The organism is Mesorhizobium sp. BR1-1-3 (assembly GCF_020165455.1).
GTDB classification, from domain to species: domain Bacteria; phylum Pseudomonadota; class Alphaproteobacteria; order Rhizobiales; family Rhizobiaceae; genus Mesorhizobium; species Mesorhizobium ciceri.
Genome location: NZ_JAIUIC010000002.1, coordinates 608,224 through 632,008 on the forward strand (window position 1 = coordinate 608,224; position 23,785 = coordinate 632,008).

Here is a 23,785-nt window from a genome sequence, read left to right on the forward strand (position 1 = left end):
CGGCGCTGACGGTCAGATTATTCTCAGGTGAGAGAGCAGATCGCTCGCCCAGCCAGAGCGGTCTCGCACCAGCCTGAATCCCAGATTGTCGGGAGGCGTACCGACGGCACAGCCTCCGCTTTTTCCGTCACTGACGAAGTTCGACATGTAGGCTCTGTGAAGCCCTTCAAGGACGTGGACACCGCAATTGTCGACCGAACTCGCAACACCGCTTCCATCCGCAGCCAACGTGGTGCGGACATAGCAGGTCGAAGTCCACTCCCAGACGTTGCCAGAAAAGTCGGCAAGGCCCAGGGAATTGAAACCAAACGAGCCACGGCTCTTGGGCATCGGGTCCGGTTTGCGATTGAGGTCCACCTCGGCCTTGTAGCTGGTGAGCCATCGTCTGGCGGGGTTGGTGGCGTCGTTTTCGACACCCTCGAATTCGCCTGCGAACCGCTCAGCAGCGGCAAAGGCCCACTCTTCGTCGGATGGCAGTCGCCATTGGTCGCCGGTCACTTCCGAATACCACCGGGCGTAGGCATTCGCATCGAGATAGCTTACTCCGGTGACGGGAGCTTTGCTTGGGATCGCGCGCGTCTCCTGAGCTGGCTGACAGCCGCCAGCCGACACGCAGTCCGCATAGTCGGCCGCGCCGACCTGGTAGGCCATGATTTCGAGAGGTCTGTCGAGTTGCCGCTCGAGGCGGGGGTTGCCTTGCGGGCGTCCCTCTTTCAGGAACTCGCCCGGAGTCGGATAGATGATCGAACCGGAAAGCAAGACAACCGTCATAGCGATGGGGTGGGATTGTCGATCTCCAAAGACCGCCTCTAGCGAGAGCCCTACCGGAACAGCAGCGGCGGCCAGGGCGACCGGCAGGACCTTCAGGATGAAAAGAGACATGGCTTTTGTCCTTGCCCGGACAGCGGCGCCGTCCGGGCATTTTCGAGTGCCGTCAGTTGGTGGCTATGGGTTTGGGCGCCTCGACCTGCGTCATCAGGTCGGCATCCCACTCGCCTTCGACCATGAAGTGAGCGGTCGCTCCGAGTTCCACGGCCTCAATCAGATTGTGATTCACGTAGGCGTAGACACCTGGCTGCAGGAACGTATACAGCGCCGAGCCCGCCGAGCCGCCACGGATGAACCAGGTTTCCAGGTCCTTGGCCGGCGGGTTGGCGAATTTGCCCTGTTCCCAGACATAGTCGCCGTGACCGCCTATCAGATGCGGCCGGGTATCGCGGTTGGCCTGTGAATGGACGATCAACACGGTCTCGCCGACTTTCGCCTTCATGGCGTTGTCGCCGGTCAGGGAACCTACCTTGCCGTTGAACAAGACATGCGTCGGGATCAGCCCGCGCATGACCTTGACGATGTCATCGTAACCGTCGCCGGCAGATTCGTAGCTCTTGAAATTGCCCTTCTCGTCGCGCGGAATATAGAAGTCGTTCTCGCCGATGTAGAAGATCTTGTCGTATCTGGCCGGCTCGCCCTTGTCGTTCCTGAGCCCATCGCGCGGCAACACCATGATTGCGCCGCTCATGCCGGAGACGACATGCCAAGGGATCATCGCGCCACCAGGTGCGCAGTGGTAGACGAACGTTCCCGTCCGCGTCGCCTTGAAGCGCAAGGTCACCTGTTCGCCGGGATTGATCAGCGTGAGACCGCCACCACCCAGAGCGCCCGTCGCGGCGTGGAAGTCGATGTTGTGGGCGAGTGAGTTGGTGTCGGGATTGATGAGCGTCAGCTCGAGATAGTCGTCCTGATGAACGACCATCAGCGGGCCGGGGATCGAGCCGTTGTAGGTCATCGCATTGAGCGTCGTGCCGTCGGCGTCGATGACAAGAGGCTTTTCCTCGATCGTGATGGTGAACTCGACGATCTTGGGTCCACCCTTGGCGACCTGATCGTGCGGATGGACGAACGGCGGTGCCACGAGCTTGATCTTTTCGCGGGCGAGCCCTCGAATGTCCGCCTTTGTCACAGGTGCCGAAAATGCAGGTAGTGCTGCCACGGCGGCAGCGCCGATCGCTGCCCCGAACAGAGCTTCACGTCGCGTGATCATGTCAGTCTCCTATCTCTCAACCGTTGCGGATGAGCAGAACCTAGCTGACCTGACGCAGCGTTTCTTTGCGCTGGCGCAAATTGGTGGAGTTCATTTTGGAGACCTAAGATTCTCGGACACCGATCTGGCGCGTCATAGTCAAGGTGGAGACGGTCGTGGTCCGGTTATTTTGCCAGCACTTCGCTATCTGCCGATCTTGTCTTCCCGATCGATAAGGATCCGCTCGGCGGCGCCGTCGAGATCTTCGTACTGGCCACTCTTCAAAGCCCACAGGAACCCCCCCAGGCCAAGCGCGCCAAGAAAGAGGGCCACAGGTATGAGGTAGGCAAGGGTTGTCATGAGGATTGGGCCAATTTGGTGATATCGGAACGCCTGTCGCGCCGAACATTTTTCACCGGCGAACTTGGCCTGGAACTCTGCAGACGCAGCGCATTTCCGATCACGAGCAGCGATGAAGCGGACATGGCGATCGCTGCGATAAGAGGCGTGACGTGGCCCAGGATGGCGATCGGCACGGCGACGGCATTGTAGACGATCGCAATCGCGATGTTCTGGCGGATCAGGTGTCCCGCCTTGCGCGAGACATCCAGCGCGAGAGGCACAGCCAGAAGGCTTTCGCGCAGGAATACGAAGTCGGCCGCATTGCGGCCAATGTCGGCGGCGGTGGCCGGTGCGATCGAGACATGCGCCGCGCTCAGTGCAGGCGTGTCGTTGAGGCCGTCACCAACCATCAGAACCTTGTGTCCGTCTTTCGCCAGGGTCTCGATGCGCTCGACCTTGCCGGATGGCAACAGGCACGGAACGAAGTCCTCGATACCCAGCATCTCGGCGGCTTCACCGCAGGCACCCGCAGTATCGCCCGACAGCATCTGCACCGACACCCCGGCGTCGCTCAATCGCTTGATCGCCAAGCCGGCGTCGGCGCGCAGCGCATCCTCGAAATTGAAGGTCGCGACAATGAGCCCGTCTTTTGTCAGCACCGTTCCGCCATAGCCATGTTTGCCTTCACCACCGGTCCGGGCCTTCCATCCAGCCCATCCGCGTCGACCTAGCCGCCAAGTGCTTCCGGCGTCGGTGGCTTCGATGCCAAACCCTGGATGCTCGGTCACGGTATCGAATTTGTGCCGCGCGCCAGGAGCGGCAAAGCCGGCTATGGCCCTTGAAAACGGATGGCGGGAATGCGCGGCCATGTCTCCCGCGACTGCCAGCATGCCCGGATCCATCGAGCCCGCATTGACCAGCCGGGGCTGGCCGAGCGTGAGGGTCCCGGTCTTGTCGAACACTGCTGTATCAATCGTCGCCAGGCGCTCCATGGCCGAACCGTCCTTGACCATGATGCCGTTCTCGAACAGGCGCCGCGCGGCGACCACCTGCACGATCGGCACGGCGAGGCCGAGCGCGCACGGGCAGGTGATGATCAGAACGGCAATGGCGATGGTTGTCGCCCGGTGCCAGTCGCCCGTCGCCGCCATCCAGCCAAGGAAAGTCACGAAGGCGGTGAGATGAACCACCGGAGCATAGAGCGCTGAAACGCGATCGGCGATCCGGCGATAATGCGCGCGACCGCCCTCAGCGGCTTCCATGAGCCGAACCATTTCCGCCAGAAACGAATCTTTCGCGGCGGCTGTCGCCTCAATCGTCAGCGGGCCGGTCAGGTTGAGGACTCCAGCCTGTACGGCTTCGCCTGGCGCTACGCTTCGGGGCGTGCTCTCGCCCGAGACAAGCGAACAGTCCAGGTCCGACGTCCCTCGAGAGACCTTGCCGTCAACGGGTATCCTTTCACCGGCTGCGATCAACAGCAGCATGCCGGGTTCGATCTCGCCAACCGGCAGATAGTCGCGTGCGCCGTCGCCGCGCAGCACCATGGCGCCACGTACGGCCAACTGGGACAGGCCTTTCACGGCGGTCCGGGCACGTTCGCGCATCACGTGATCCAACGTGCGGCCGATCAACAGGAAGAACAGCAGCGACACCGACGCATCGAAATAGGCGTGGTCGCCATGGTTGATCGTCTCGTAGAGGCTCATGGCGTAGGCGAGGGACACCCCGACCGCGATCGGCACGTCCATGTTCATGCGGCCGTGACGCAGCGCGTTCCAGGCCGAGCGGAAGAAGATGCCGCCCGCGAAGGCAAGTGCCGGGATCGCGATCAGCGCCGAGAGCCAATGAAACAGGTCCCGCGTTGCGCCTTCGGCGCCAGACCAGACCGACACTGAAAGCAGCATGATGTTGCCCGCCGCAAAGCCGGCGACAGCAACGGCGCGGATCAGCTCCGAAAGCGTTTTGTCCTTGTTGTCGACCTCGGGGTCGAACAGATGCGCCTCGTAGCCTAGCCGTCCCAGCGCGGCGACGAACGGTGGCACCTGGTTTCCACGCCAGCGGACCGCGACCCGCTTCGTCGACAGGTTGACCCGAGTGCTCTCCACTTGATCGAGCATTCCCAATGCCGTCTCGATCGCCTCGATGCAGGCCGCGCAATGAACCGTGGGGACTGAAAGATCGGTCTGGCGGAGATCATCGCCGAGCGATCGGCTCGCCAGCCTTATCTCCTGGCTGGACGGCAGGACCGATCCGGTGTTGACCAGATCAAGCGCCATTTCGGCGCCCGGTGCACAACAACTCATTGCAGCGCTCCATTGGAAATCATGATCCTGCGGACGTCGCGATACGGCTTTTCCAGACCGGCGTCGGCGTCGACTTCCACAATCCAGACGCCGTCCTTCGGCATGTGCTGGGCTGCGAATTCCTGGTCCGAGGCGGGCGCGAGGATGACCGACTTGTCTTCTTTCTCGTAGGCGGGATGGCGAAACAGCACCTTGACGCCATGCAAGGGAACCGGCTTGCCGGCGGCGTCGGTGAGGCCATAGCGAACTTCGCCCCATGCGATGGTCAGCCTGCCGGTCCAGCCAAGGGCTGCTTGCGCGCGACCCTCCTCGGCCTTCTTGTTGAATTGCTGGCTCGCCACATAGGTGTTCTCGACGACAAGGCCGGTCCAACTGGTGTTGGCGAGCGTGGCCATCGTCAGATTGACCGCGATGACCACGCCGAAGAAGGCAAGGATGGTGAACAGCATGTGCCTGCCGGTGAATTCGCGGGTTTTTTCAGCGTTAGCGGTCATCTGGCGATCTCCGGCGCGTTGAAGGTGGCGGTGTATTCGTCCGCCTCGAAGCTCGACTTGTCCTCGACACGGAACGTGAAGGTTTGCGCTGCGCCACGGATTTGGTCGGCCGGCTGGCGCACGAAGACCTTCAGCATTTTCAGGCGATCGGGCTCGACCGGGATGGCAAAGGAGCGACCCGCCTTGATGTCGTCCCCGACCACGCTCATTTCGCCTCCTTGCAAGCCCTGCATGGTGACAACAATGATCCGCGGCTCGGGGATCATGTTGAGCAGTTTGACGGTGTAGCCGTTGCGGATCGAGCCGTCGGACAACGGTACGAATTGCGGATTGCGGTCGTGCAGCACATTGACTTCGAGCCTGTCGCGCGTCAGCAGCGAATAGAGCAGACCCAGGCCGATCAGCGACCACAGACCCATGTAGACGTAGGTGCGTGGCCGGAAGATCTTGCTGACATGGAAATGCGCCACCTTGTCGGAGAACAGGCCATCAGCGGTCCTGACCAGCGACGGGTTGACTGAACTGGAGCCGCCCGCGGTCGCCAGCATCATGTTGGCGTTGTAATCGGAGAGCGTTGCGTAGGAAATCAGTCCGCGTTCCCTGCCGAGCTTGCCCATGACGCCGTCGCAGGCGTCGATGCAAAGCGCGCAGGTGATGCATTCGAGCTGCTGGCCGTCGCGAATGTCGATCCCCATCGGGCAGACCGCGACACAGGCATTGCAGTCGACGCAGTCGCCGACCGACTGTCCCGCGGCTTGCACCGTCTTGGCATGACGCGAACGCGGTTCGCCGCGCCAGTCATTGTAGGTGACGGTGAGCGAACTTTCGTCGAGCATGGCCGCCTGGATGCGTGGCCATGGGCACATGTAGGTGCAGACCTGTTCGCGCATCAGCCCGCCGAACGTATAGGTCGTGGCCGTCAGCACGGCGACGGTGATGTAGGCAACGGGTGCCGCGGTGCCGGTAAAGAGTTCGCCAACCAGCGTCGGCGCATCGGCAAAATAGAAGATCCAGGCGCCGCCCGTCGCCGCCCCTATGCCCAGCCAGATGGCGTGTTTCGATGCCCGCAGCGCAAGCTTGCGGGCGGTCCATGGGCCGGCATCGAGTTTCATGCGTGCGTTGCGATCACCCTCGATGGCGCGCTCGACGACCAGAAACAGATCGACCCATACAGTCTGCGGACATGTATAGCCGCACCAGGCGCGACCGATAGTCGACGTGATCAGGAAAAGACCGACGCCGGCCATGATCAGAAGGCCGGCCACATAGTAGAATTCCTGCGGCCAGATCTCGATGAAGAAGAAGTAGAAGCGCCGGTTGGCGAGATCGAGCAGCACGGCCTGGTCCGGGGCGAACGGGCCACGGTCCCATCGCAACCACGGTGTCAGGTAGTAGATACCGAGTGTGATCGCCATCACCAGCCACTTGAACCGACGAAAGTTCCCTGTTGCCCGTTTCGGGAATATCTTCTTGCGCGCGGCATACATCGGCTGGCGCACCTTGGCGGAATTGGCCGCTTCGGCTTCGAGCCGCTCTACCTGCGTATTGTCCAGCACATGCATCTCCACTCGCGCAGGCGACAATCTGCCCATGCCCAGGCTGCCAGCGTAGGCAAGTCTTGGCGCGGGGCGGGGGCAGGCGCGTTGATGCAAGTCAATTACCGGTGCCGAATATAGGTCGAGGCCCGGCATGGCCGGGCCTCGTCGCTTGGCTGGCGAAGGGTGGGAACAGGTCCCCGCTTCCTATTCCCCACCACCAAGCGAATGGATATAGACGGCGAGTTCCTTGACCTTGGTCTCGCCCAGGCGTGCGCCCCAGGCCGGCATGACGCCCTGTTTTGGCGCACGGACCTGTGCGGCGATGGCTGTCTCACCGGATCCATAGAGCCAGATCGCATCGGTCAGGTCGGGCGCCCCGAGCTCCTTGTTGCCTTTTGCATTGTCGCCATGACAGGCCACGCAATTTTCGGCAAAGACCTTGGCGCCGGGCTCGACGAGGCTGGCATCCTGGACCTTTCCCGACAGGCTGGCGACATAGGTGCTAACCTGAGCGATCTGGTCAGTGGTTATGATGTCGCCAAAGGCAGGCATTTCCGACAGGCGCGTCTCCGCATCGGACGCAAAGCGGATGCCGTGCATAATCGTCTGCTGGATCTGCTCGGCCTTGCCGCCCCACAGCCAGTCGTCGTCGTTGAGATTGGGAAAGCCCTTGGAACCTTGGGCGCCGGAGCCATGACATTGTACGCAATTGACCTTGAAAGCGGCGCCACCGGCGGCGATTGCGAATTCGCGCAGGCCATCGTCCGCGGCGATCTCCGAGACGCTCTTGGACGCCACCGCCGAGATGTATTTGCCCTTGGCGGCTTCAGCCGCAGTCAGCTCGTTCCTGACTTCGTTGCGGCTGGAATAGCCGAGCAAACCCTTCGTCGCCGAGTGCAGCAGGGGCCATGCCGGATAGGCGATGGTGTAGCCGATGGCCCAGACAATGGTGATGTAAAACGTGATGACCCACCATCTGGGAAGCGGGTTGTTCAGTTCCCGGATGCCATCCCATTCGTGGCCGGTGGTCGAGACGCCGGAGATTTCATCGATATGCTCGTCGCTCATGATCACTCGTCCTCAAGGGGAATCCGGGCAGCTTCGTCGGCCAGCTTGCGGCTGCCGGGGCGGAGCGCGAAGGCAGTCGCGCCGACAAAGAAAAGCGCCATGGCGACCAGGCCCCAGCTGTCGGCAAACTCTCGCATCAAATTGTAATCCATGGGTAGAACTCCCTCAGCGATAGCCCGCGGCTTCATCGTAGTTCTTGAAATCGACCAGCGTGCCGAGCATCTGGAGATAAGCGACAAGGGCATCCATTTCGGTGACCTGTTGCGGGTTGCCGTCGAAGTCGCCGATCTTGGCTTTGGGGTAGCGGGCTTCGAGGCCGGACGTGTCGGCGTTGGGATCGGCTTGCGCCATCAGGTCGGCATTGGCGCGGGCGATCATGTCATCGCTGTAGGGGACACCGACACGCCTGTTGGCAACCAGATGCGTCGAGAAGTCCTCCACCTCGATCGGCGTGTCTTTGAGGAACGCGTAGCTCGGCATGATCGATTCCGGCACCACCGAACGCGGATCCGTGAGATGCTCGACATGCCACAGATTCGAGTAGCGGTCGCCAACTCTGGCGAGGTCCGGCCCGGTACGCTTCGATCCCCACTGGAAAGGATGATCGTACATCGACTCGGCAGCCAGGCTGTAGTGACCGTAGCGCTCGACTTCGTCGCGGAACGGCCTGATCATCTGGCTGTGGCAGAGGTAGCAGCCCTCGCGCACATAGATGTTGCGCCCGACAAGTTCGAGCGGCGAATAGGGGCGCATGCCTTCCACCTTCTCGATCGTGTTGTCGAGATAGAAGAGCGGTGCGATCTCGACGATGCCGCCGACGGTCACCACAAGAAGAGAGCCAACGAGAAGAAGCGTGGCGTTCTTCTCGATGAGTGCGTGTCTGTCCATCAAGCCCATTGTCTGGCTCCTTATTCGGCAGGCTGAAGGGCGGGAACAGAGCCGGGCATCGGCTCCTCCTCGCGCTGGTATCCGAGGATGGTCATGGCGATGTTCCAGGCCATGATCAGGGCGCCGGAGAGATACATTGCCCCGCCAATGGCGCGCATGAGATAGTAGGGATGCATGGCGGCCACGGTTTCGGCGAAGGAATAGACCAGGAAGCCCTGCTCGTCGTATTCACGCCACATCAGGCCCTGCATGACGCCGGAAACCCACATGACGGCGGCGTAGACAACGATCCCCAGGGTCGCCAGCCAGAAGTGCCAGGTGACGAGCCTCAGCGAGTAGAGCCGCTCACGGTTCCAGAGCTTCGGCACCATGAAGTAGATTGCGCCGAACGAGATCATGCCGACCCAGCCGAGCGCACCGGAGTGCACGTGGCCAATGGTCCAGTCGGTGTAATGCGACAGCGAGTTGACCGTCTTGATCGACATCATCGGACCTTCGAAGGTCGACATGCCGTAGAAGGCGATGGCCATCACCATCATACGGATGATGGGGTCTGTGCGCAGCTTGTCCCAGGCGCCGGACAGCGTCATCAGGCCGTTGATCATGCCACCCCATGACGGCATCCACAGCATGATCGAGAACACCATGCCGAGCGTCTGCGCCCAATCGGGCAGGGCGGTGTAGTGCAGGTGATGCGGCCCGGCCCAGATGTAGAGAAAGATGATCGCCCAGAAATGGATGATCGACAGCCGATAGGAATAGACCGGCCGGTTCGCCTGCTTGGGCACGAAGTAATACATCATGCCGAGGAAGCCGGCAGTGAGGAAGAAGCCGACGGCGTTGTGGCCATACCACCATTGCGTCAGGGCGTCCTGGACCCCGGAAAAGGCGGAGTAACTCTTTGAGCCCAGGAACGAGGCCGGCATCGACAGGTTGTTGATCACATGCAGCATCGCGATGGTCACGATGAAGGAGAGGTAAAACCAGTTGGCGACGTAGATGTGCGGTTCCTTGCGCTTGAAGATCGTGCCGAGGAACAAGATGAGATAGGCGACCCAGACGATGGTCAGCCAGATGTCCACGTACCATTCGGGTTCGGCGTATTCCCGGCTCTCGGTGATGCCGAGCAGATAGCCGGTCGCGGCCATGACAATGAAAAGCTGGTAACCCCAGAACACGAACCAGGCGAGATCGCCGCCGAACAGGCGCGCGCGACAGGTGCGTTGCACGACGTACAATGACGTGCAAAGCAATGCGTTGCCGCCGAATGCGAAGACCACTCCGGACGTATGCAGCGGCCGCAAACGGCCGAAGTTGAACCAGGGCTGGATGTTGAGTTCGGGGTAGGCAAGCTGCAGCGCGATGACCACGCCGACAAGCATGCCGACGACACCCCAGAACATGGTGGCGATGGCGCCGTAGCGGATTGGACCATCCATGTAAGCGGATGGGTCAATCGGAGCGGCCACCTCGAAATTCGTGTTGCGGATGAGGATGGCGACAAAACCAAGCAACACAAAAAACAGCACCCACATATGCTGTCGAAAGGGCTGGTCCACGCCGAAGCCCGCGGCCACCAGGGCTGCAAATGTGAAAAGGCTCAAAACGAAGATTTGCGTGCCGAACTTCATGAGCTATCCCCGACCTCGGATTCCGATGCGCGGACGCCAATCCGCATAGACACCAATTCAGCAGTCGCGTTGTCGCCGCCTTGATCCATGTCAAAGCCCAGCCCCTTCTGATTGGGCAGCGTGGTCTTGCACTCGGAGGCCGCCCTTGAGCCGGAAGAAAGGGCTGGGATCGTCGCTGTTCGAAGCAGGCGATGAAAATCCCGCACCGACTGATCGATCCAGCAGGGAAGTGGTCCAGCCGCGGTGATGAAGCGCGCGCACAGGGAAAAGCTGCAGCTCTGCGACGCCCTGGAAAGAATGGCGGGCGCCTTGCCCGGCGTCGATCGCCTGGAGTGTCTCGGCGCGGCCAACGCGATCGTTCCGCTGCTGCGCAACATTGATCAATACGAAGAGACGGTCATCTTTCCCGCCTACGAGGATGCCGTGGTCGGCAGCAATGCGAACCTTGCCTCAACCCGGCGATTGCGGGCCGAACATATGGAAGACGAATGCTTTGGCGGTGAGGTGACCGAAATTCTGCTGGCCATCGGTCATGGCGAGGCGGTCGAAAACCCCGAAGCCATCGGGTTCATGTTGCGCGGCCTGTTCGAGAATCTGCGCCGGCACATCGTGTTTGAACGCGAGCATGTCCTGCCGATGATCGGGATCGTCGACCGAGACTAGAGTTGACGCAATTCCGGACGGAAAACTGTTTCAGCCTTTTCCTGGAATTACTCTAGGCTCCGGAGCGGCTCGCCAAACGGGCAAGGCTGTCCACAGTCACATGGCGGTTGTTGTCGATCCGGATCACGCCGTCTGTCCGCAGCCGGGTCAACTGGCGGCTCACCGTCTCGATTGTCAGGCCGAGGAAATCGGCGATGTCGGCACGTGTGAGAGGCAGTTCGAAGCTCGTCGGATTGGTGTTTGGATCGAGCGTGGGATCGATGTTTCTGGCAATCATCAGCAGAAAGCTCGCCACTTTTTCCGCAGCGGTCTTGCGTCCCAGCGTGACCATCCAGTCGCGTGCATCGTCGAGTTCGTTCAGCGTCTGCTTGAACAGGCGGTGCTCGAGATCCGGCGACTCCCTCATCATCCTTTCGACGGAAGCCCTTGGAAACGAACACAGGGAGACGGCCGTTGCCGCTTCCGCGTTGATCACGCTTTCCACCTTGAACGGCCGTCCCAGAAAATCGGGGGCAAACTGAAGCCCGACAATCTGCTGGCGCCCGTCCGAAAGGCTCTTCGTCAGCTTCACGACGCCGGAAAGCACGTTGGAATAGCTGTCGACGGTTTCGGCGTCGCCCATCAGTTCTGACCCCGGTTCAACGGTGTGCGTTGACGAGGTCTTGGCGAGCCCGACCAATTGATCGGGATCAAGGGCACCGCAAATGCCGCGATGCCTTGCCTCGCAGGATTGGCAAAGCACGGGAATACCGGCACTATGAACATCCTGACGCACTGTCATCACGATCGTCCGAGGATCCAGGGTATCGGCAAGATAAGCATCGGCCATTGAAAAAGCCTTGTGGCAGTTTGTCCGGTGCAAAGGCTTTGACCGAAATCAAGGTATCGGCGTGCCGTTGCGGTCATTTTCCGGGCCATGCAACCACAGGAATGGCGAGATGCGACCGGAACTAGCTGCCAGACTTGGCGAGAACGTGCCGCGCTACACGAGCTATCCGACCGCGCCGCATTTCCATCCGGGCGTCGATGCCACTATCTGTCGAGGCTGGCTGGAGGCGCTGGAGAACGGCGACGAGATTTCACTCTATCTGCATATTCCCTACTGCGACAGACTCTGCTGGTTCTGTGCCTGCCACACCAAGCAAACACGTCACTATGAGCCGGTAACTGCCTATCTCCGCTCGTTGCACGCCGAGATCGCCACCGTTGCCCGTATTGTCGGCGGCAAGGCTGGCGTGCGCGCCGTCCACTTCGGTGGCGGCTCTCCGACGATGCTGAAGTCCGAGGACATGGTGGTGCTGGGGAAAGCATTGCGGGCCAGCTTCGATTTCCTTCCGGACGCCAAGATCAGCGTCGAAATCGATCCCAATGATATGGACGACGCCCGTCTTGATGCGCTGGCCGAGATCGGCATGACCCGGGCGAGCCTCGGCGTCCAGGACTTTGACCTGAAGGTACAAAAGGCAATTAACCGCGAGCAAAGCTTTTTGCAGACCAAAGCGGTCATCGATGGCGTTCGTTCGCGCGGCGTCGAATCGGTCAATCTGGACCTGCTCTACGGCTTGCCGCACCAGACCAGGGAGAGCGTCTCCTCAACCGTCGCGCAGGCACTGACCCTGGAACCGGATCGGATGGCGTTGTTTGGCTACGCGCATGTACCCTGGTTCAAGAAGCATCAGACGATGATCGACGAGGCATGGTTGCCTGGTCCGGCACAGCGCCTTGCTCAATCACAACTGGCCGCGTGTCTTATGCTGAACGCGGGGTATGAGCCCGTCGGCTTCGACCATTTCGCCAAGCCCAACGATGCGTTGGCTGTAGCGGCCCGAACCGGCTGCTTGCGCCGGAATTTCCAAGGCTATACCGAGGATCGCTGCGAAACCTTGATCGGCCTCGGCCCATCGTCCATCAGTCAATTTCGCCAAGGCTATGTGCAGAATATGCCATCGAACACGGAGTATGGACGCATGGTCTCAGACGGTGGGCTGGCGGCTGTCCGCGGCATCGCGCTTTCCGACGACGACCGCGTCCGCGGCTGGATCATCGAGAGGCTGATGTGTGATTTCGCCTTCTCAGCCATCGAGCTGGTGGAGCGTTTTGGCAAAGCCGGCCAGAGGCTTCTGCTGAAGGCAAGTTCCACGGCCCTTCATGATCCGGCGCGGTTGCTTGAACTTGATGGTGACCGCTTCGTCGTGCCGGCGGAAAGCCGGCCCTTTGTCAGAAGCATCGCAGCGAAGTTCGACAAATATCTTGAAACCGGCAAAGCCAGGCACTCGGTGGCGGTCTGAGCCGCTCAGAAATGCTCCCACGTCTGAATTGTAGACCGGTTCGCGCGTTCCCATGACGGTTCGATGGCCCCGTTGTTTGTTTTCATGCTGGCGCCCATCATCACCGCCATCGGGTTCTCGGTCGACTATACCAGGGCGGTCCAGACCCGGTCCAACGAGCAGCAGGCGCTGGATGCCGCGGTCCTATCGATCACCGGTATGGACACAACCTCAACGTTGGCGCAGCGCCAGACTATGCTGCAGAATACCTTCATCGCCAACCATGGCCTGGGTACCCCGACACTGAACAGCTTTGTGGTTTCCGCCAATGGCACCGCCACCGCGCAGGCCATGGCAAGTTACTCCATGCCCCCTGTGCCCTTTCCTTGTCCCTTCCTCCCTGTGAAAAAGCGGCCGAGCGAGGCTCGGTCAGATGGGAGGTGATCCAGCCGCTCTGAGGGCTGCTCGTACATTACCGGTTTCAGCCAAAACTGGCGGCCCGCAGCACTCGCGCGCAGGGCGACAAAAAACACCGGTGAGGCCAACTTCCTTTTCGACAAGAAAGCTTTCAGGGTCGTTGAGACCACGGAGGTTTCGCCTGATGGCCTTCCTGTTGCTGTTTTGGGGAAACACCCCTTTGCCGGCCGCTACGCGGGAACCGGCGACATGCCGATTTCCAAGGCGATGGAGGAGTACCGCTTTCCGTACGGGGCGAACGCCGCCGCGGCAGTTTGCGATTGTTCACCACCACCAGCAGATCGAAATCCGAACGATAGCCCTTCCTGGTATGCGGCTCGTCGACCCAGTCGCCACGCGCATAGGACCCAAAAGTATGATCTTGAGGATGCGCCCACGCCTTTTGAAGTCGGCCGTCCCGCCCTTGAGGGCATCCTCAAACTCCTCGAGAAGGAGTTTGACCGTCTTTCTCAGCTCGCGCTGTTTTGGTGGCGGGAGGTTGTCGATGCTGGATTTCATAAACAAAGGTCGGTCGTCCATTGCATACATAGCCGAGACAAGCCTCGAATCTACAGACTGACGCGTTTGCCCGCGTGAAGCAACGTGGTCAGTTCCCACGCATTCGATGCTGTCGTTCCCAATTACCTGCTCGTGCGGATCGTATGGAGATCCAAACACAATATTCCGCTCGGTGGCAAAAGTAATGCGCGACGCCACGTGGTCCGAAGAATGACTACAAATGTCGGACAAAGGGGGCGAAGTCTGGAGCAGCCAGCACCGTCTGAATCGGACGGCATTTCAAGTCTCAACTCGGGCTATCAAGTTCTATCCATGCAGGCGCATGATCGCTCGGCTTCTCCCATCCTCGCGTCTCTGCATCCACCCCCGCATTGCGAAGCCGGGACGACAACGAGGGACTGACCAGCAGATGGTCCATTCGCAGGCCAGAACTCCTGTCGTAACCGCCCCCATAGGAGTGATTCCAATAAGTGTAGACACCCTTGTCCGGATGGATGCGCCTGAGCGCATCGGTCCAGCCGTCCTCAAGCATATTGGCATAGGATTGGCGACTCTCGGGAAAGTAAACCGCATCGCCAATCCATCGTCGCGGCACCACGGCATCAATCGGAGTTGGGACGACATTATAGTCGCCGCACAGCACGGTCGGCGCGCCCTCTTGGAGAAGAGCTCGGCCGTAGCGCATCAGACGGTCGAACCAGCGCAGCTTGTAGTCAAACTTGTGACCAGGCGCGGGATTTCCGTTTGGCAGGTAAAGACAGCCGACAACCAGCCCGCCGATCTCCGCCTCGATATAGCGGCTATGGCTGTCGTCAGGGTCGCCGGGAAGCCCGCGTCGGCGCTCGATCGGGTCTACTCCGCGAGCCAGGATAGCGACGCCGTTGTAGGATTTCTGGCCATGCCAGATCGCGCGGTATCCCGTCTCGCGGATCGCCCCAATTGGAAACTTCTCGTCAGACGTTTTCAGTTCCTGCAGGCAGACGATGTCGTAATTCGTAGTCGTCAGCCACCTAAGGAGCACGGGCAGCCGGCCATTAACGCCGTTCACATTGAAGGTGGCTAAGCGGATCATTTGCGCACGCGAACGGTGGTCTATTCTTTCAGCTTGTCCTCAATCTTCTTGCGGCTGTTGCCCACCGATTTCACGTCAGCCTTCCTCGCGCCGGTCTTGCCCGCCTCGTATTTCACTTCATTATCCTGCCCGCCAGCAACCTTCGCGCGGTCCTCATTGCGTCCACGGGTTGTTCCAGTACTGGCCATTTCGTCCTCCAAAAGATTGCCATTCCAGACCCGATAACGCCGCCAGACTCTTCCGGTTCAATCTGTCGACTACCGCTTTGAACCGAATTCCACGCACACGATTGAATCGAGCCATAATTTCGAGTTCGACAAGTTGATGGGTATCGCGCTCAGGTCGCGATTTCCGGCCCATGTTGCATGTCGCGCGGCCTGACCAGTCCTGCCAGAGCTCACGATGGCGGACTCGGCGCCGAAAAGCGCCGCGAGCCGAGATGCCATGCCAATGTGCGTGTGAGCCCGCGAGCAAGGAAACGACCGACATGTCTTTGACCGGACACGGTCATCGAGCGCAGGCTAAGCCGGTCCGTACCTACCGGCCTAAGCGCTCTTCACTTGGCCCGCTGTTGAACGTGCAGCAGATCACGCAGGCGGATCGGCAATCTGCGCGAAGCGCGCAATTCGACACAACTCGCCTCCCAGTGTCCGAGGTACTCGGCGATCGGCATGCTGGTGCGGCCGGGCCAGCGGTTGAGTGCCCCCAAAGCCTCTACGCAGTCCGGCGCGCGGCCGTATTCGGCGAGGATGGTCAGCGACATTGCCTGGGCGAACGGATTAAGAGCGGGCATTTCGATCTCGCCGCGGTGGTCGGCGAACCACGCAGCGGCGTCGCGCGTGAGCCCCTGGCTTTCAGCCAGCGCTGCATAACGATCGATGATGTCCTGGCGGTACCGGGCGATGGCATCGCCGAAGGCATTGTCGCCTGCGAAGGGTGGCGCCTCCTTCCAGCTTTTCGCCAGACGTGCGAGCCCACGCAGCGAGTGAGCCTCCACCATGGTTTCCTCGATCCATTGGCAAGGCGGCGCCGGCCTGGCGTCCGGCTGCCAGCTGTTGCACAGCACATGTCCGAGTTCGTGCCCGAACTGGTAGGCGAGCTTCGACCAGTCACGCTCGCCGATATCGACGATGATCCAGGCCATACTGCTGCCGTCCGGATGCAGCCAGATTGCCGGCGTCCCGGAAGTGTGCTCGTCGACACGCAGGCGCGTCGGCTGGCGGTCGGACAGCAGGCGGACGCCGTCGAGGCATGCATGCCGCATGCGTTCGACGACCTGATCAGCGGCTCCCTCAAGCATGTGGCCCCAGTCGCCGGCAAGCTCGATGGGGGCGGTGAGGAGGTTTGGTTGCGAGCTAGCTGAGGAAGGTGGGGAAGACATGACCCCGTAGCCTGTGCTCCAACCGCCCGAGGGTGTCAACGCCACTGGTGTGAGGCTGCCGGCCACTGAACCTGCTAGCAAATTTAGGAGATCTCGTCGCAGCAACTTCGAAACTCGACCATGTTGCCCTGCAAAGAGAAAAATAGGAAGTCCAGCTTGTTCTGCCATCGGCCGAGGTCTAAGCGTAGACCCCTTGAGAGTTGAACTACTCGGAAGCGGCTAGGGGACTCGAGGGTGGGCGAGGCGATCTTTTCCAAAACGTATGTTGGCGATGCTTTATCAAGCTGGCAGGTCGTCCACGAAATGTCGACTCATATCGTTGGCGGAGCTTTGGTCGTTCGCGACAGTGACCGCCGTGACTGGCATCTTCTACGACTTCACGATTCAGCTTTTCTGTTCCGAATGGTTCGGATGAGGTGCGTCCTCAGATTCTTCCCCACGACCACCACAAACTTCTATATCCATCACTATGGTTCTTTGGATGTTGCCGAAATTGCACTCGACGGCACCATAATAAACAGGGGTATCAGTCACACCATTTCGATCAACGCTCATCCAGATGACACGATCGAGATCGATGTGAGCTTTTTGAGTTGCCACGGGTCTCTCTCAATAGGCTGCTCCGACAATGGTCGTCCCGTCTACGCCGGCACTGGACTCGAACAGTTTGCACTCTTGAGCGTTCTGGTTGAAACGTTTGATGCATACCCCGAGTTGTCTCGCACGCCGGCAGAGGAGCGGATCACCCTCGTCGATGTTGGCGGCCAAGGAGGGCTACAGCTCAAGTGGATGCTGCGAGCCGATCATATTACGCCCGTCGTGTTCGAACCCTTGTCGTCGGAAGCGACGGTGATACGACAAACCCTCGATCGAATTCCGGGCGCGCAAGTGGTGGAAAAGGCGCTGGCAAACACTTCTGGCCCCCAAAAGCTGTATATTACTGCCGGATCATACTGCTCGTCTTTGCGAGAGCCAAATTTTGAGATCCTGCAGAACTACTCAGTAGCCCGTGTCTTCAACGTTGTCAGCATGCAAGAGGTCGAATGTGTTCGATATGACGAATTGTTCCGCGCAATCGCGGTTCCGTCACCGGATGTTATAAAAATAGACGTCCAAGGTCTTGAATACGAAGTTCTGCTTGGTTTCGGCCACCTTCTGGAATCCTGTTTGGCTATCGAGCTGGAAACGCATGTTGTTCCGATATATCGAGGACAAAAGCTGATTGGTGACATAGTCGACATTCTGGGCGATTTCGGTTTCGCCCTACGCCAGCTTAATCAAGTACCGCACTTCGATGGCGATGCAGTCGAGTTTGATGCCCTTTTTACGAAGAGGCGCGACAAGGTTGCAACTCTTTCTGATCTAGAAAAGCGAAAATTTGCTGTAATCATTCAGGTGTTAGGAATTCTTCCTTACCCGTGAAAGCCATGAATAGAACGACCGTTCGCCAGCGATCGAGGTAGAGTCCTTCAAGGCTCACCCCTGATCCGTCGCCACTCGATCTGAAGGTTGCTCATCGTCTAGAATAACGAGTGGCGGCATGCAAAGAAAAGCTTGCATCGAGCCGTATGCCGCACACATCGCGCAGTCAATGCCCGTGTCGTCAAGGACGACGCCAGTTCCAGGAAACGGGATAAGTCTGCTGCGGAGCGGCAGACACTTTTCCAGAAGTATCCGCGCACCCCTTGGTGTGATTGTGTATGCCTGAAGCCCAAACGAATGCTCTACCTTGATAAGGAATCTGGAGAAGTTCTCGGACTGGAACAAGGCAGTTCTATTAGTATATTGACGATCGTAGAATTCCATTTTGGCTTTTGAGAAACCAAGGTCAAGCCAGAGAAAGGATGGGTCAAATATATAGCCCCACTGTATGATATCCCAATCTGCCCGTGCTTGAGATATAATACTGGTGGATTCCTCCGTGAATCGAAACGATGACCGAATATCGTCTTCGAAAATAGTTATGGTCTTGTTTTCTGAAACCGACAGCTTCCACAAGCTGATATGAGATAGAGCGCACCCCAACGTGCCCGGGGGATACGGACAATCACTGGTAATCAGACCTTCCTTGATGAGCGCCTCCCTGTCGAGAGAAGTGCCGTCAACGGCTGATACGCGAACGGTATTGTTCAATAGATGCCAGTTGTTACTTTGGTACCTGCTCCAGCGCTCGATGCTGCGGTCGAGGTTTATCAGGTGAATTTTCGGGGAACCCGTCGGCTCGACAGGCCGGGCTGGCATCGTCCCGGAGACAGAGGGCGTGGCGGCAGTGAATGCGGAGGTATCGCCCGCACCATGCAACAGCGCTCGAGCCCGCTCGATGCCATCACTCACATGGTATTGGCCATCGCCAAAGGTGATGTAGCCATAGACTTGTCGGTTATCCATATACTGGACGATTCCGGCCTTCCTGGCGCTGGCAGCAAAGACAACGTACTCGTACCGCGATGTGCCGTCCTCGTATGTCAGTTCGGTCAGCACGTCAGCCCGGACAAGATATGTGCAATGCACGAGCGGCACCTCGATGGCGCCGCGCACGTGGCGGTTGAGCACCCAACCATACTGATCGCACTGCAAATAATACCCGTTGGCATCGATCTCGGCATGAAAGTTCGAATAATATTGGCCCGGCGAGATAGAGCGAAGCAGAGGAGCGACGATTGGCAAATCAAGCGCGACAAGTTCTCGCAGCGTGGCCGACCTCACGAAATTGTCGACGTCGGCCACGAAATAGAAATCGCAGCCGTGCTCGAGCGTTTTCCGCAGACTTATGTTTCGGATTCGGCCAAGCACCCTGAAGCGCGTCTCATTCCATTCGTGCTCGCCAAACTGCTCAACACGATCGACGACGTCCGAGGCGTCGATTTCGACCGCCGCATAGAGGTGACCCACGCGCTCTACCCATTCGCGCAGTATATGCTCGGTCCTGTCGGTATTGTTGTTTGTCCTGATGTATAGGACGATCGATGCCTTCGGGTAGTCGAGCGCCTCGATGCACTCGAGGTAAAGCGGCAGTGCCGGTCCCTTCTGCTTTGCCAGGATTGCAATCAGGATGCGCGGTGAACCCTTCAGGCGCGACCGCAGCGAACGCTGCCGGATAAGCTTGTGCTGATCGATCAAGCTCTCTGTCCCGAACGCCCCGAGATTCGACGGTTCATGCACCGGAAGCTTGTCAGTGGCGAAACGCGCGTTGGCTACCACGCGCTTCGCCATTTCCGCCGGCAATTTTTCGCTGGCGAGCAATTTCAGACAGGCGTCGAGTGAATCCCGGTAAGCGCCTGTCCAGTAGGCATTGACGGCAAACTCGTCGAGCAATCCGTAATCGTAGACCCAAGGCTGTATGAAAAGTCCGGGGGGTTGTGCAAGGTCGAGCCCTCGACGCGCAAATTCCGCTCCCTCCGCGTTCCGGCCCTGGGTGCGGCAATAGAGGCTCGCGGCGTGAAGAGCTTCAGCGCGGGCGGGAACGGCCTGCGTCGCACGCTCAAAGATTGCAACGACCTCGTCGAATGGCCGTCCCAGCGCTGCCATGAGATTGCCCGCTTCGAGCAGGCTGACATAGATTTCCTCGTCCCAGAAGCCCAGCTCGGCGCGCTTCAGATAGTTTGCCAGCGATTTTTCACGTTCTCCGGAATCCCTATAGCTCTGCGCCAAATAGAAGGTGTATCGCGAAATAAGGAACGGGTCGGTCTCCGTAGCAAGCGCGTTTTCAAGAACCGCCGCGTCGTCCTGGTACTTTCGCGGGTTTTGACTGCGTGCTCCGCCACGCCCCGTCGCCACGCGAAAACCCTTGGCGGTCTCGCGTGTGAGATGGCCGGGAGGGGCCTCGAGATATTCGTGCAGCACGCCCTTGAAGGAGAAGGGAAGCCGGTTGCGGCAAATCTGCGGGCGATAAAACGAAATGCCCCCATGGGACACCTCGACGTCGTAGAGATCGTGTTCCATGTTCGACTTGAACGCGATCGGATCGAAGTCAGCGTCTTGGACCACGACGTCGTCGGCGTCGATGATCATGGCGTAGTCGACCGTCTCGACTTCACGCAGGCGGTCAAGGGCAAAGGTACGGTTGTACGCAAAGTCCCGCCAAGGCTCGTCGATGACTGTGCCTTTGACATTGTGCAGGGTCAGGAAGGTACGGATGAGGTCCTGCGTGCCGTCCTCGGAACCCGTGTCGATGACGAGCACGTAGTCAACGAGAGGAAGCGCGCTGGCGAGGCATTGCAAGATGACCTTTGCCTCGTTCTTGACGATCATGCACAGGCCGATGGTGCTCATGCTAATCCCTTGGCGGAGTGGCGTTCGTTACACGCTGCTGGAAATTGTTGACGGGAATTCCTGCGCCTTTGTCCGGCTTTATATCTCATGCATCATCCCGTCGCCTTGGCCATTTGCATGACCTTTGTTGCAAAGAACGATTGCCCCTTCACAGCCAAGTGCTGCCTCAACCCGTCCATTGTTTAGCCAGCGCTTTCCGTCGCAGCAAGGGTCTTGCGGTCGCTCGGGACCAGAGGGTTAAGAACAGAATTTCCCGTCGACCCAATCGCTGAGGCGCAAATTCCGCCGCGACATCGAGGGTTCGACGCGAACCAGAGGGCACCCTTAAGCCTCGGATTTCTCGATGCGTTCGGCCGCCCATGCGCGCCATTTGATGTCGACCGAAAGTAGTTACTCATGGTCCACAATTAATAAATTGTTAACTTGGTTATTTACAAGTTGCTAATTTTAGATTTTACTAATGTCTTGTGTTGAGAGGGTTCCCGCGAACCGGGCAGAGGGCCTGTTGGGCTGCGTCTGCGAAGCCAGGAGAGTGTCTGGAGCAAGTCACTTCGTGCGTGAGGGCGTGGCGAGTGTGTGGTGACGTGCAAGAGAAGACGTTGTACGGCCTTGAACTCAAGGCCGGCGTTTTCCCAAATCTGATGTTCCCCCCGCAAGCAGTTGGTTCCCTCGTAAGTCGTCGTCGAGAAATCGGGGACACGCGTGACGGGAGTGACCATGGTTGGGGTGATACCGTGTACGAGGCGATGGGGCCATGACGCAGGCTTAGGCGTAGAACAACGCCTGAATTACCCGCAGTTGGCCAACAGCACGGATTACCCAGCGATTGATGGGTATTCCTCGGTGTCCTTTGGACGCCTCACTCACCTGGGCGAAGACAACTGGGGCGCCATCCGATCGAGCGGCACGAAGAGGCTGCCAAGCCTTGCGCACCCGTCTCTTAGACCTGCCCGCAATGCGGCAATGCGCGCGACCGGCCTCACCGGGCGCCCGCGCTCTGCAGCCATTGAACCAGCGATTGAAATCTAAGGTACGACCAAGAGAAGCTGCGGCCCGGCCGCCGGCGACCAAGGAGAAGATGATGAGCTTCACGGCAGGATTTGCGGCTATGGAAGTCACCGTTCGAGGCATTTTGCCGATCGGCGACACGATTGAAAATATAAATTATTTCATTCTGGACACGGCCAAGAGCGTTATTGTCGGTCAGGTCGTTCTTCCCAGAGCCGTCAAGCGAAGCCTCGCTGTCGCCCTCACCGTCAAAGTCCCAAGCACCGCCGGCTCGCTTGCCATTGGGACGTTTGATGAAGGCGGGAACTTCCAGGTCGCCAACTTCCTCCGCGTCGAGACGCCAGTGGTGGAACGTCCCCACGGCGCCGTCGGGCCGTCCGGGAGGTAAATCTCTTTAGTCGCAGTACTTGCCGGCTAGGCCAGTGAGTGGCTGCCGGTGAATTGAGTTCGAAGCCAACAGGAGCCAGTCATGGCCCGTGCCTCTGAAGTTCTTTTTGTCGATCCTTCAGTTTCCGACCTCCAGGCAATTCTCGGCAGCGTGCGACCCGAGGTTCAAGCGATTGTGCTCAACGGCCGCCGACCGGCGGCGCGGCAGATCGCTGCCGCGCTCGCGGGGCACGCAGGGCTCGAAGCGGTGCACGTCATTGCACATGGTGGGTCTGGGCGTGTCGGCTTCACAGCAGGGGAGTGGTCATCAGCTACATTGCAGGAAGAGGCCGAGGATCTTGCCGCAATCGGCCGGGCGCTTGCCACAGACGGCGAGCTGCGGCTGTGGAGCTGCGAGACGGCGTCGGGGGAGGCGGGCGAGACCTTCGTGGCGGCTCTGGAAGAGGCAGTTGGCGCGGACGTCTGCGCATCGAGAACGCTAGTCGGCGCAGCCGACCTGGGCGGCGCCTGGGAGCTGTGCGCACGCAGGAACGCGTCCTCGCCCCTGCCGCCACTAACCTCTGAAGGCGCGGCGGATTACGTGGGGGTTCTGGCTGCGGGCGATCTGACACTTACCGGCACTATAGATACTGGATCAAGTAACAATATCAACACGTACTACTTGATTGATACAATTAATACGCCAGCTACAACCGATGATACGGTTGTAGGTAGCTTTCAGTTGCCATCCGCAGCCAATGTCGTGGCTCCAAAATTCTCGATAACAGTAACAGTTCCAGATATTGGACATACTTATCTCATCTATGACTCTGGCTTCCGCCTATACGGCACACTTACTTTTGTCGCCGACGCTGACCCCGTCACGGCGGGCAACCAACCGGGTTATCTTTTCGCTACCACGCCAATCAACAACCCAGGCGCCGCGGGCAACGATGGCGACCACTTTAATGGTGGCCTATTAACCCTCGCGAGCACTGGCACCGCGGGTGCGACAGGGGCCGCTGGTGCGACCGGCGCTACGGGCGCAACCGGGGCTACTGGTGCGACCGGCGCCACAGGCGCGACTGGCGATACTGGTGCAACAGGTTCGACCGGGGATACCGGACCAACAGGCGATACCGGAGCAACGGGTGCTACGGGCGATACCGGTGCCACGGGCTCAACGGGAGCCACAGGCGATACCGGAGCCACAGGTGCGACGGGCGATACAGGAGCGACTGGCTCTACTGGTGCCACCGGTTCGACCGGAGCAACTGGCTCGACAGGTTCTACCGGAGCAACAGGTTCGACGGGGTCGACTGGAGCAACCGGCTCGACCGGATCGACGGGTTCGACCGGCTCTACTGGGGCAACAGGTTCGACGGGATCGACTGGAGCAGCAGGCACTACTGGTGCGACCGGTTCGACCGGAGCAACCGGCTCGACCGGCGCCACAGGTGCAACCGGTAATACCGGAGCAACTGGCTCGACCGGATC

General features: G+C 59.6%; 21 protein-coding genes and 1 pseudogene. 6 read left to right on the forward strand and 16 right to left on the reverse strand.

Annotated features, from left to right (window positions below; genetic code table 11):
* Nucleotides 1-12: 12 nt before the first annotated feature.
* From LB559_RS07145 to ccoN, 10 genes are all read right to left on the reverse strand, one after another.
* A complete protein-coding gene (locus LB559_RS07145; protein WP_013524993.1) occupies nucleotides 13-882 on the reverse strand; it encodes an SUMF1/EgtB/PvdO family nonheme iron enzyme in 870 nt (289 codons plus the stop codon).
* A gap of 52 nt (nucleotides 883-934) precedes the next feature.
* Nucleotides 935-2,041 (reverse strand): copper-containing nitrite reductase, encoded by a 1,107-nt coding sequence (gene nirK, locus LB559_RS07150; RefSeq protein ID WP_013524994.1) that lies wholly within the window; start codon nucleotides 2,039-2,041, stop codon nucleotides 935-937.
* Between the two features lie 183 nt (nucleotides 2,042-2,224).
* Nucleotides 2,225-2,380, reverse strand: coding sequence for a cbb3-type cytochrome oxidase assembly protein CcoS (gene ccoS / locus LB559_RS07155; protein WP_013524995.1), 156 nt, complete (start codon nucleotides 2,378-2,380; stop codon nucleotides 2,225-2,227).
* Entirely contained in the window at nucleotides 2,377-4,665 is a 2,289-nt protein-coding gene (locus LB559_RS07160; RefSeq protein WP_063170486.1) for a cation-translocating P-type ATPase, read from the reverse strand. Before LB559_RS07160 ends, ccoS begins: the two co-directional genes overlap by 4 nt.
* Nucleotides 4,662-5,159 (reverse strand): FixH family protein, encoded by a 498-nt coding sequence (locus LB559_RS07165; protein WP_013524997.1) that lies wholly within the window; start codon nucleotides 5,157-5,159, stop codon nucleotides 4,662-4,664. The genes LB559_RS07160 and LB559_RS07165 overlap by 4 nt, the downstream gene beginning before the upstream one ends.
* On the reverse strand, nucleotides 5,156-6,721 hold the full coding sequence (gene ccoG, locus LB559_RS07170; protein WP_263498991.1) for a cytochrome c oxidase accessory protein CcoG: 1,566 nt from the start codon (nucleotides 6,719-6,721) through the stop codon (nucleotides 5,156-5,158). Before ccoG ends, LB559_RS07165 begins: the two co-directional genes overlap by 4 nt.
* A gap of 180 nt (nucleotides 6,722-6,901) precedes the next feature.
* Complete coding sequence (gene ccoP, locus LB559_RS07175) at nucleotides 6,902-7,765, reverse strand: cytochrome-c oxidase, cbb3-type subunit III (protein ID WP_063170485.1); 864 nt, start codon at nucleotides 7,763-7,765, stop codon at nucleotides 6,902-6,904.
* A 2-nt stretch (nucleotides 7,766-7,767) separates the two neighbouring features.
* Nucleotides 7,768-7,917: a CcoQ/FixQ family Cbb3-type cytochrome c oxidase assembly chaperone gene (locus LB559_RS07180; protein WP_013525000.1), complete on the reverse strand. Its 150-nt coding sequence runs from the start codon at nucleotides 7,915-7,917 to the stop codon at nucleotides 7,768-7,770.
* A gap of 13 nt (nucleotides 7,918-7,930) precedes the next feature.
* A complete protein-coding gene (gene ccoO, locus LB559_RS07185; RefSeq protein ID WP_013525001.1) occupies nucleotides 7,931-8,662 on the reverse strand; it encodes a cytochrome-c oxidase, cbb3-type subunit II in 732 nt (243 codons plus the stop codon).
* Nucleotides 8,663-8,673: 11 nt separating this feature from the next.
* Entirely contained in the window at nucleotides 8,674-10,284 is a 1,611-nt protein-coding gene (gene ccoN, locus LB559_RS07190) for a cytochrome-c oxidase, cbb3-type subunit I (protein WP_024505304.1), read from the reverse strand.
* Between the two features lie 246 nt (nucleotides 10,285-10,530).
* Here ccoN and LB559_RS07195 point away from each other — a divergent pair, with 246 nt between their 5' ends.
* The gene (locus tag LB559_RS07195) at nucleotides 10,531-10,947 is read left to right on the forward strand and encodes a hemerythrin domain-containing protein (protein ID WP_224673653.1); all 417 of its coding nucleotides are present in this window, start codon (nucleotides 10,531-10,533) and stop codon (nucleotides 10,945-10,947) included.
* A 52-nt stretch (nucleotides 10,948-10,999) separates the two neighbouring features.
* Here the strand turns inward: LB559_RS07195 and LB559_RS07200 are convergent, their stop codons facing one another.
* Nucleotides 11,000-11,728 (reverse strand): Crp/Fnr family transcriptional regulator, encoded by a 729-nt coding sequence (locus tag LB559_RS07200; protein WP_263498963.1) that lies wholly within the window; start codon nucleotides 11,726-11,728, stop codon nucleotides 11,000-11,002.
* Between the two features lie 157 nt (nucleotides 11,729-11,885).
* Between LB559_RS07200 and hemN the strand changes: the two genes are divergently transcribed.
* Together hemN and LB559_RS07210 are read left to right on the forward strand one after the other, a co-directional pair.
* The gene (gene hemN, locus LB559_RS07205) at nucleotides 11,886-13,235 is read left to right on the forward strand and encodes an oxygen-independent coproporphyrinogen III oxidase (protein WP_224673622.1); all 1,350 of its coding nucleotides are present in this window, start codon (nucleotides 11,886-11,888) and stop codon (nucleotides 13,233-13,235) included.
* Nucleotides 13,236-13,298: 63 nt separating this feature from the next.
* Nucleotides 13,299-13,658 carry a TadE/TadG family type IV pilus assembly protein gene (locus LB559_RS07210; protein ID WP_063170483.1) on the forward strand — a complete coding sequence of 120 codons (360 nt, stop codon included), beginning with the start codon at nucleotides 13,299-13,301 and terminating at the stop codon, nucleotides 13,656-13,658.
* 283 nt (nucleotides 13,659-13,941) lie between these two features.
* On the opposite strand, the pseudogene LB559_RS07215 reads toward LB559_RS07210, so the two are convergent.
* The 4 genes and pseudogenes from LB559_RS07215 to LB559_RS07230 all read right to left on the reverse strand — a co-directional run.
* Nucleotides 13,942-14,189 (reverse strand): annotated as a pseudogene (locus LB559_RS07215) (nucleotidyltransferase domain-containing protein); the annotation flags it as partial.
* A gap of 286 nt (nucleotides 14,190-14,475) precedes the next feature.
* Nucleotides 14,476-15,261 carry an exodeoxyribonuclease III gene (gene xth / locus LB559_RS07220; RefSeq protein WP_224673623.1) on the reverse strand — a complete coding sequence of 262 codons (786 nt, stop codon included), beginning with the start codon at nucleotides 15,259-15,261 and terminating at the stop codon, nucleotides 14,476-14,478.
* Nucleotides 15,262-15,281: 20 nt separating this feature from the next.
* Nucleotides 15,282-15,449, reverse strand: coding sequence for a DUF3606 domain-containing protein (locus LB559_RS07225; protein ID WP_224673624.1), 168 nt, complete (start codon nucleotides 15,447-15,449; stop codon nucleotides 15,282-15,284).
* 368 nt (nucleotides 15,450-15,817) lie between these two features.
* The gene (locus LB559_RS07230) at nucleotides 15,818-16,708 is read right to left on the reverse strand and encodes a hypothetical protein (RefSeq protein WP_224673625.1); all 891 of its coding nucleotides are present in this window, start codon (nucleotides 16,706-16,708) and stop codon (nucleotides 15,818-15,820) included.
* A 168-nt stretch (nucleotides 16,709-16,876) separates the two neighbouring features.
* On the opposite strand from LB559_RS07230, the gene LB559_RS07235 reads away from it, so the two are divergent.
* The gene (locus LB559_RS07235; protein ID WP_224673626.1) at nucleotides 16,877-18,064 is read left to right on the forward strand and encodes an FkbM family methyltransferase; all 1,188 of its coding nucleotides are present in this window, start codon (nucleotides 16,877-16,879) and stop codon (nucleotides 18,062-18,064) included.
* Nucleotides 18,065-18,118: 54 nt separating this feature from the next.
* On the opposite strand, the gene LB559_RS07240 is transcribed toward LB559_RS07235, so the two are convergent.
* Nucleotides 18,119-20,914, reverse strand: coding sequence for a glycosyltransferase family 25 protein (locus LB559_RS07240; protein WP_224673627.1), 2,796 nt, complete (start codon nucleotides 20,912-20,914; stop codon nucleotides 18,119-18,121).
* 1,081 nt (nucleotides 20,915-21,995) lie between these two features.
* Between LB559_RS07240 and LB559_RS07245 the strand changes: the two genes are divergently transcribed.
* Nucleotides 21,996-22,310, forward strand: coding sequence for a hypothetical protein (locus tag LB559_RS07245; RefSeq protein ID WP_224673628.1), 315 nt, complete (start codon nucleotides 21,996-21,998; stop codon nucleotides 22,308-22,310).
* A gap of 81 nt (nucleotides 22,311-22,391) precedes the next feature.
* The coding region (locus LB559_RS07250) for a DUF4347 domain-containing protein (RefSeq protein ID WP_224673629.1) at nucleotides 22,392-23,785 on the forward strand (1,394 nt) is incomplete at its 3' end.

What these genes read in the sequence shown, in the direction of transcription:
- LB559_RS07145 (WP_013524993.1), bottom strand. Translation starts at nt 882, where the DNA reads ATGTCTCTTTTCATCCTGAAGGTCCTGCCGGTCGCCCTGGCCGCCGCT.
- nirK (WP_013524994.1), bottom strand. Translation starts at nt 2,041, where the DNA reads ATGATCACGCGACGTGAAGCTCTGTTCGGGGCAGCGATCGGCGCTGCC.
- ccoS (WP_013524995.1), bottom strand. Translation starts at nt 2,380, where the DNA reads ATGACAACCCTTGCCTACCTCATACCTGTGGCCCTCTTTCTTGGCGCG.
- LB559_RS07160 (WP_063170486.1), bottom strand. Translation starts at nt 4,665, where the DNA reads ATGAGTTGTTGTGCACCGGGCGCCGAAATGGCGCTTGATCTGGTCAAC.
- LB559_RS07165 (WP_013524997.1), bottom strand. Translation starts at nt 5,159, where the DNA reads ATGACCGCTAACGCTGAAAAAACCCGCGAATTCACCGGCAGGCACATG.
- ccoG (WP_263498991.1), bottom strand. Translation starts at nt 6,721, where the DNA reads ATGCATGTGCTGGACAATACGCAGGTAGAGCGGCTCGAAGCCGAAGCG.
- ccoP (WP_063170485.1), bottom strand. Translation starts at nt 7,765, where the DNA reads ATGAGCGACGAGCATATCGATGAAATCTCCGGCGTCTCGACCACCGGC.
- LB559_RS07180 (WP_013525000.1), bottom strand. Translation starts at nt 7,917, where the DNA reads ATGGATTACAATTTGATGCGAGAGTTTGCCGACAGCTGGGGCCTGGTC.
- ccoO (WP_013525001.1), bottom strand. Translation starts at nt 8,662, where the DNA reads ATGGGCTTGATGGACAGACACGCACTCATCGAGAAGAACGCCACGCTT.
- ccoN (WP_024505304.1), bottom strand. Translation starts at nt 10,284, where the DNA reads ATGAAGTTCGGCACGCAAATCTTCGTTTTGAGCCTTTTCACATTTGCA.
- LB559_RS07195 (WP_224673653.1), top strand. Translation starts at nt 10,531, where the DNA reads ATGAAGCGCGCGCACAGGGAAAAGCTGCAGCTCTGCGACGCCCTGGAA.
- LB559_RS07200 (WP_263498963.1), bottom strand. Translation starts at nt 11,728, where the DNA reads ATGACAGTGCGTCAGGATGTTCATAGTGCCGGTATTCCCGTGCTTTGC.
- hemN (WP_224673622.1), top strand. Translation starts at nt 11,886, where the DNA reads ATGCGACCGGAACTAGCTGCCAGACTTGGCGAGAACGTGCCGCGCTAC.
- LB559_RS07210 (WP_063170483.1), top strand. Translation starts at nt 13,299, where the DNA reads ATGGCCCCGTTGTTTGTTTTCATGCTGGCGCCCATCATCACCGCCATC.
- xth (WP_224673623.1), bottom strand. Translation starts at nt 15,261, where the DNA reads ATGATCCGCTTAGCCACCTTCAATGTGAACGGCGTTAATGGCCGGCTG.
- LB559_RS07225 (WP_224673624.1), bottom strand. Translation starts at nt 15,449, where the DNA reads ATGGCCAGTACTGGAACAACCCGTGGACGCAATGAGGACCGCGCGAAG.
- LB559_RS07240 (WP_224673627.1), bottom strand. Translation starts at nt 20,914, where the DNA reads ATGAGCACCATCGGCCTGTGCATGATCGTCAAGAACGAGGCAAAGGTC.
- LB559_RS07245 (WP_224673628.1), top strand. Translation starts at nt 21,996, where the DNA reads ATGAGCTTCACGGCAGGATTTGCGGCTATGGAAGTCACCGTTCGAGGC.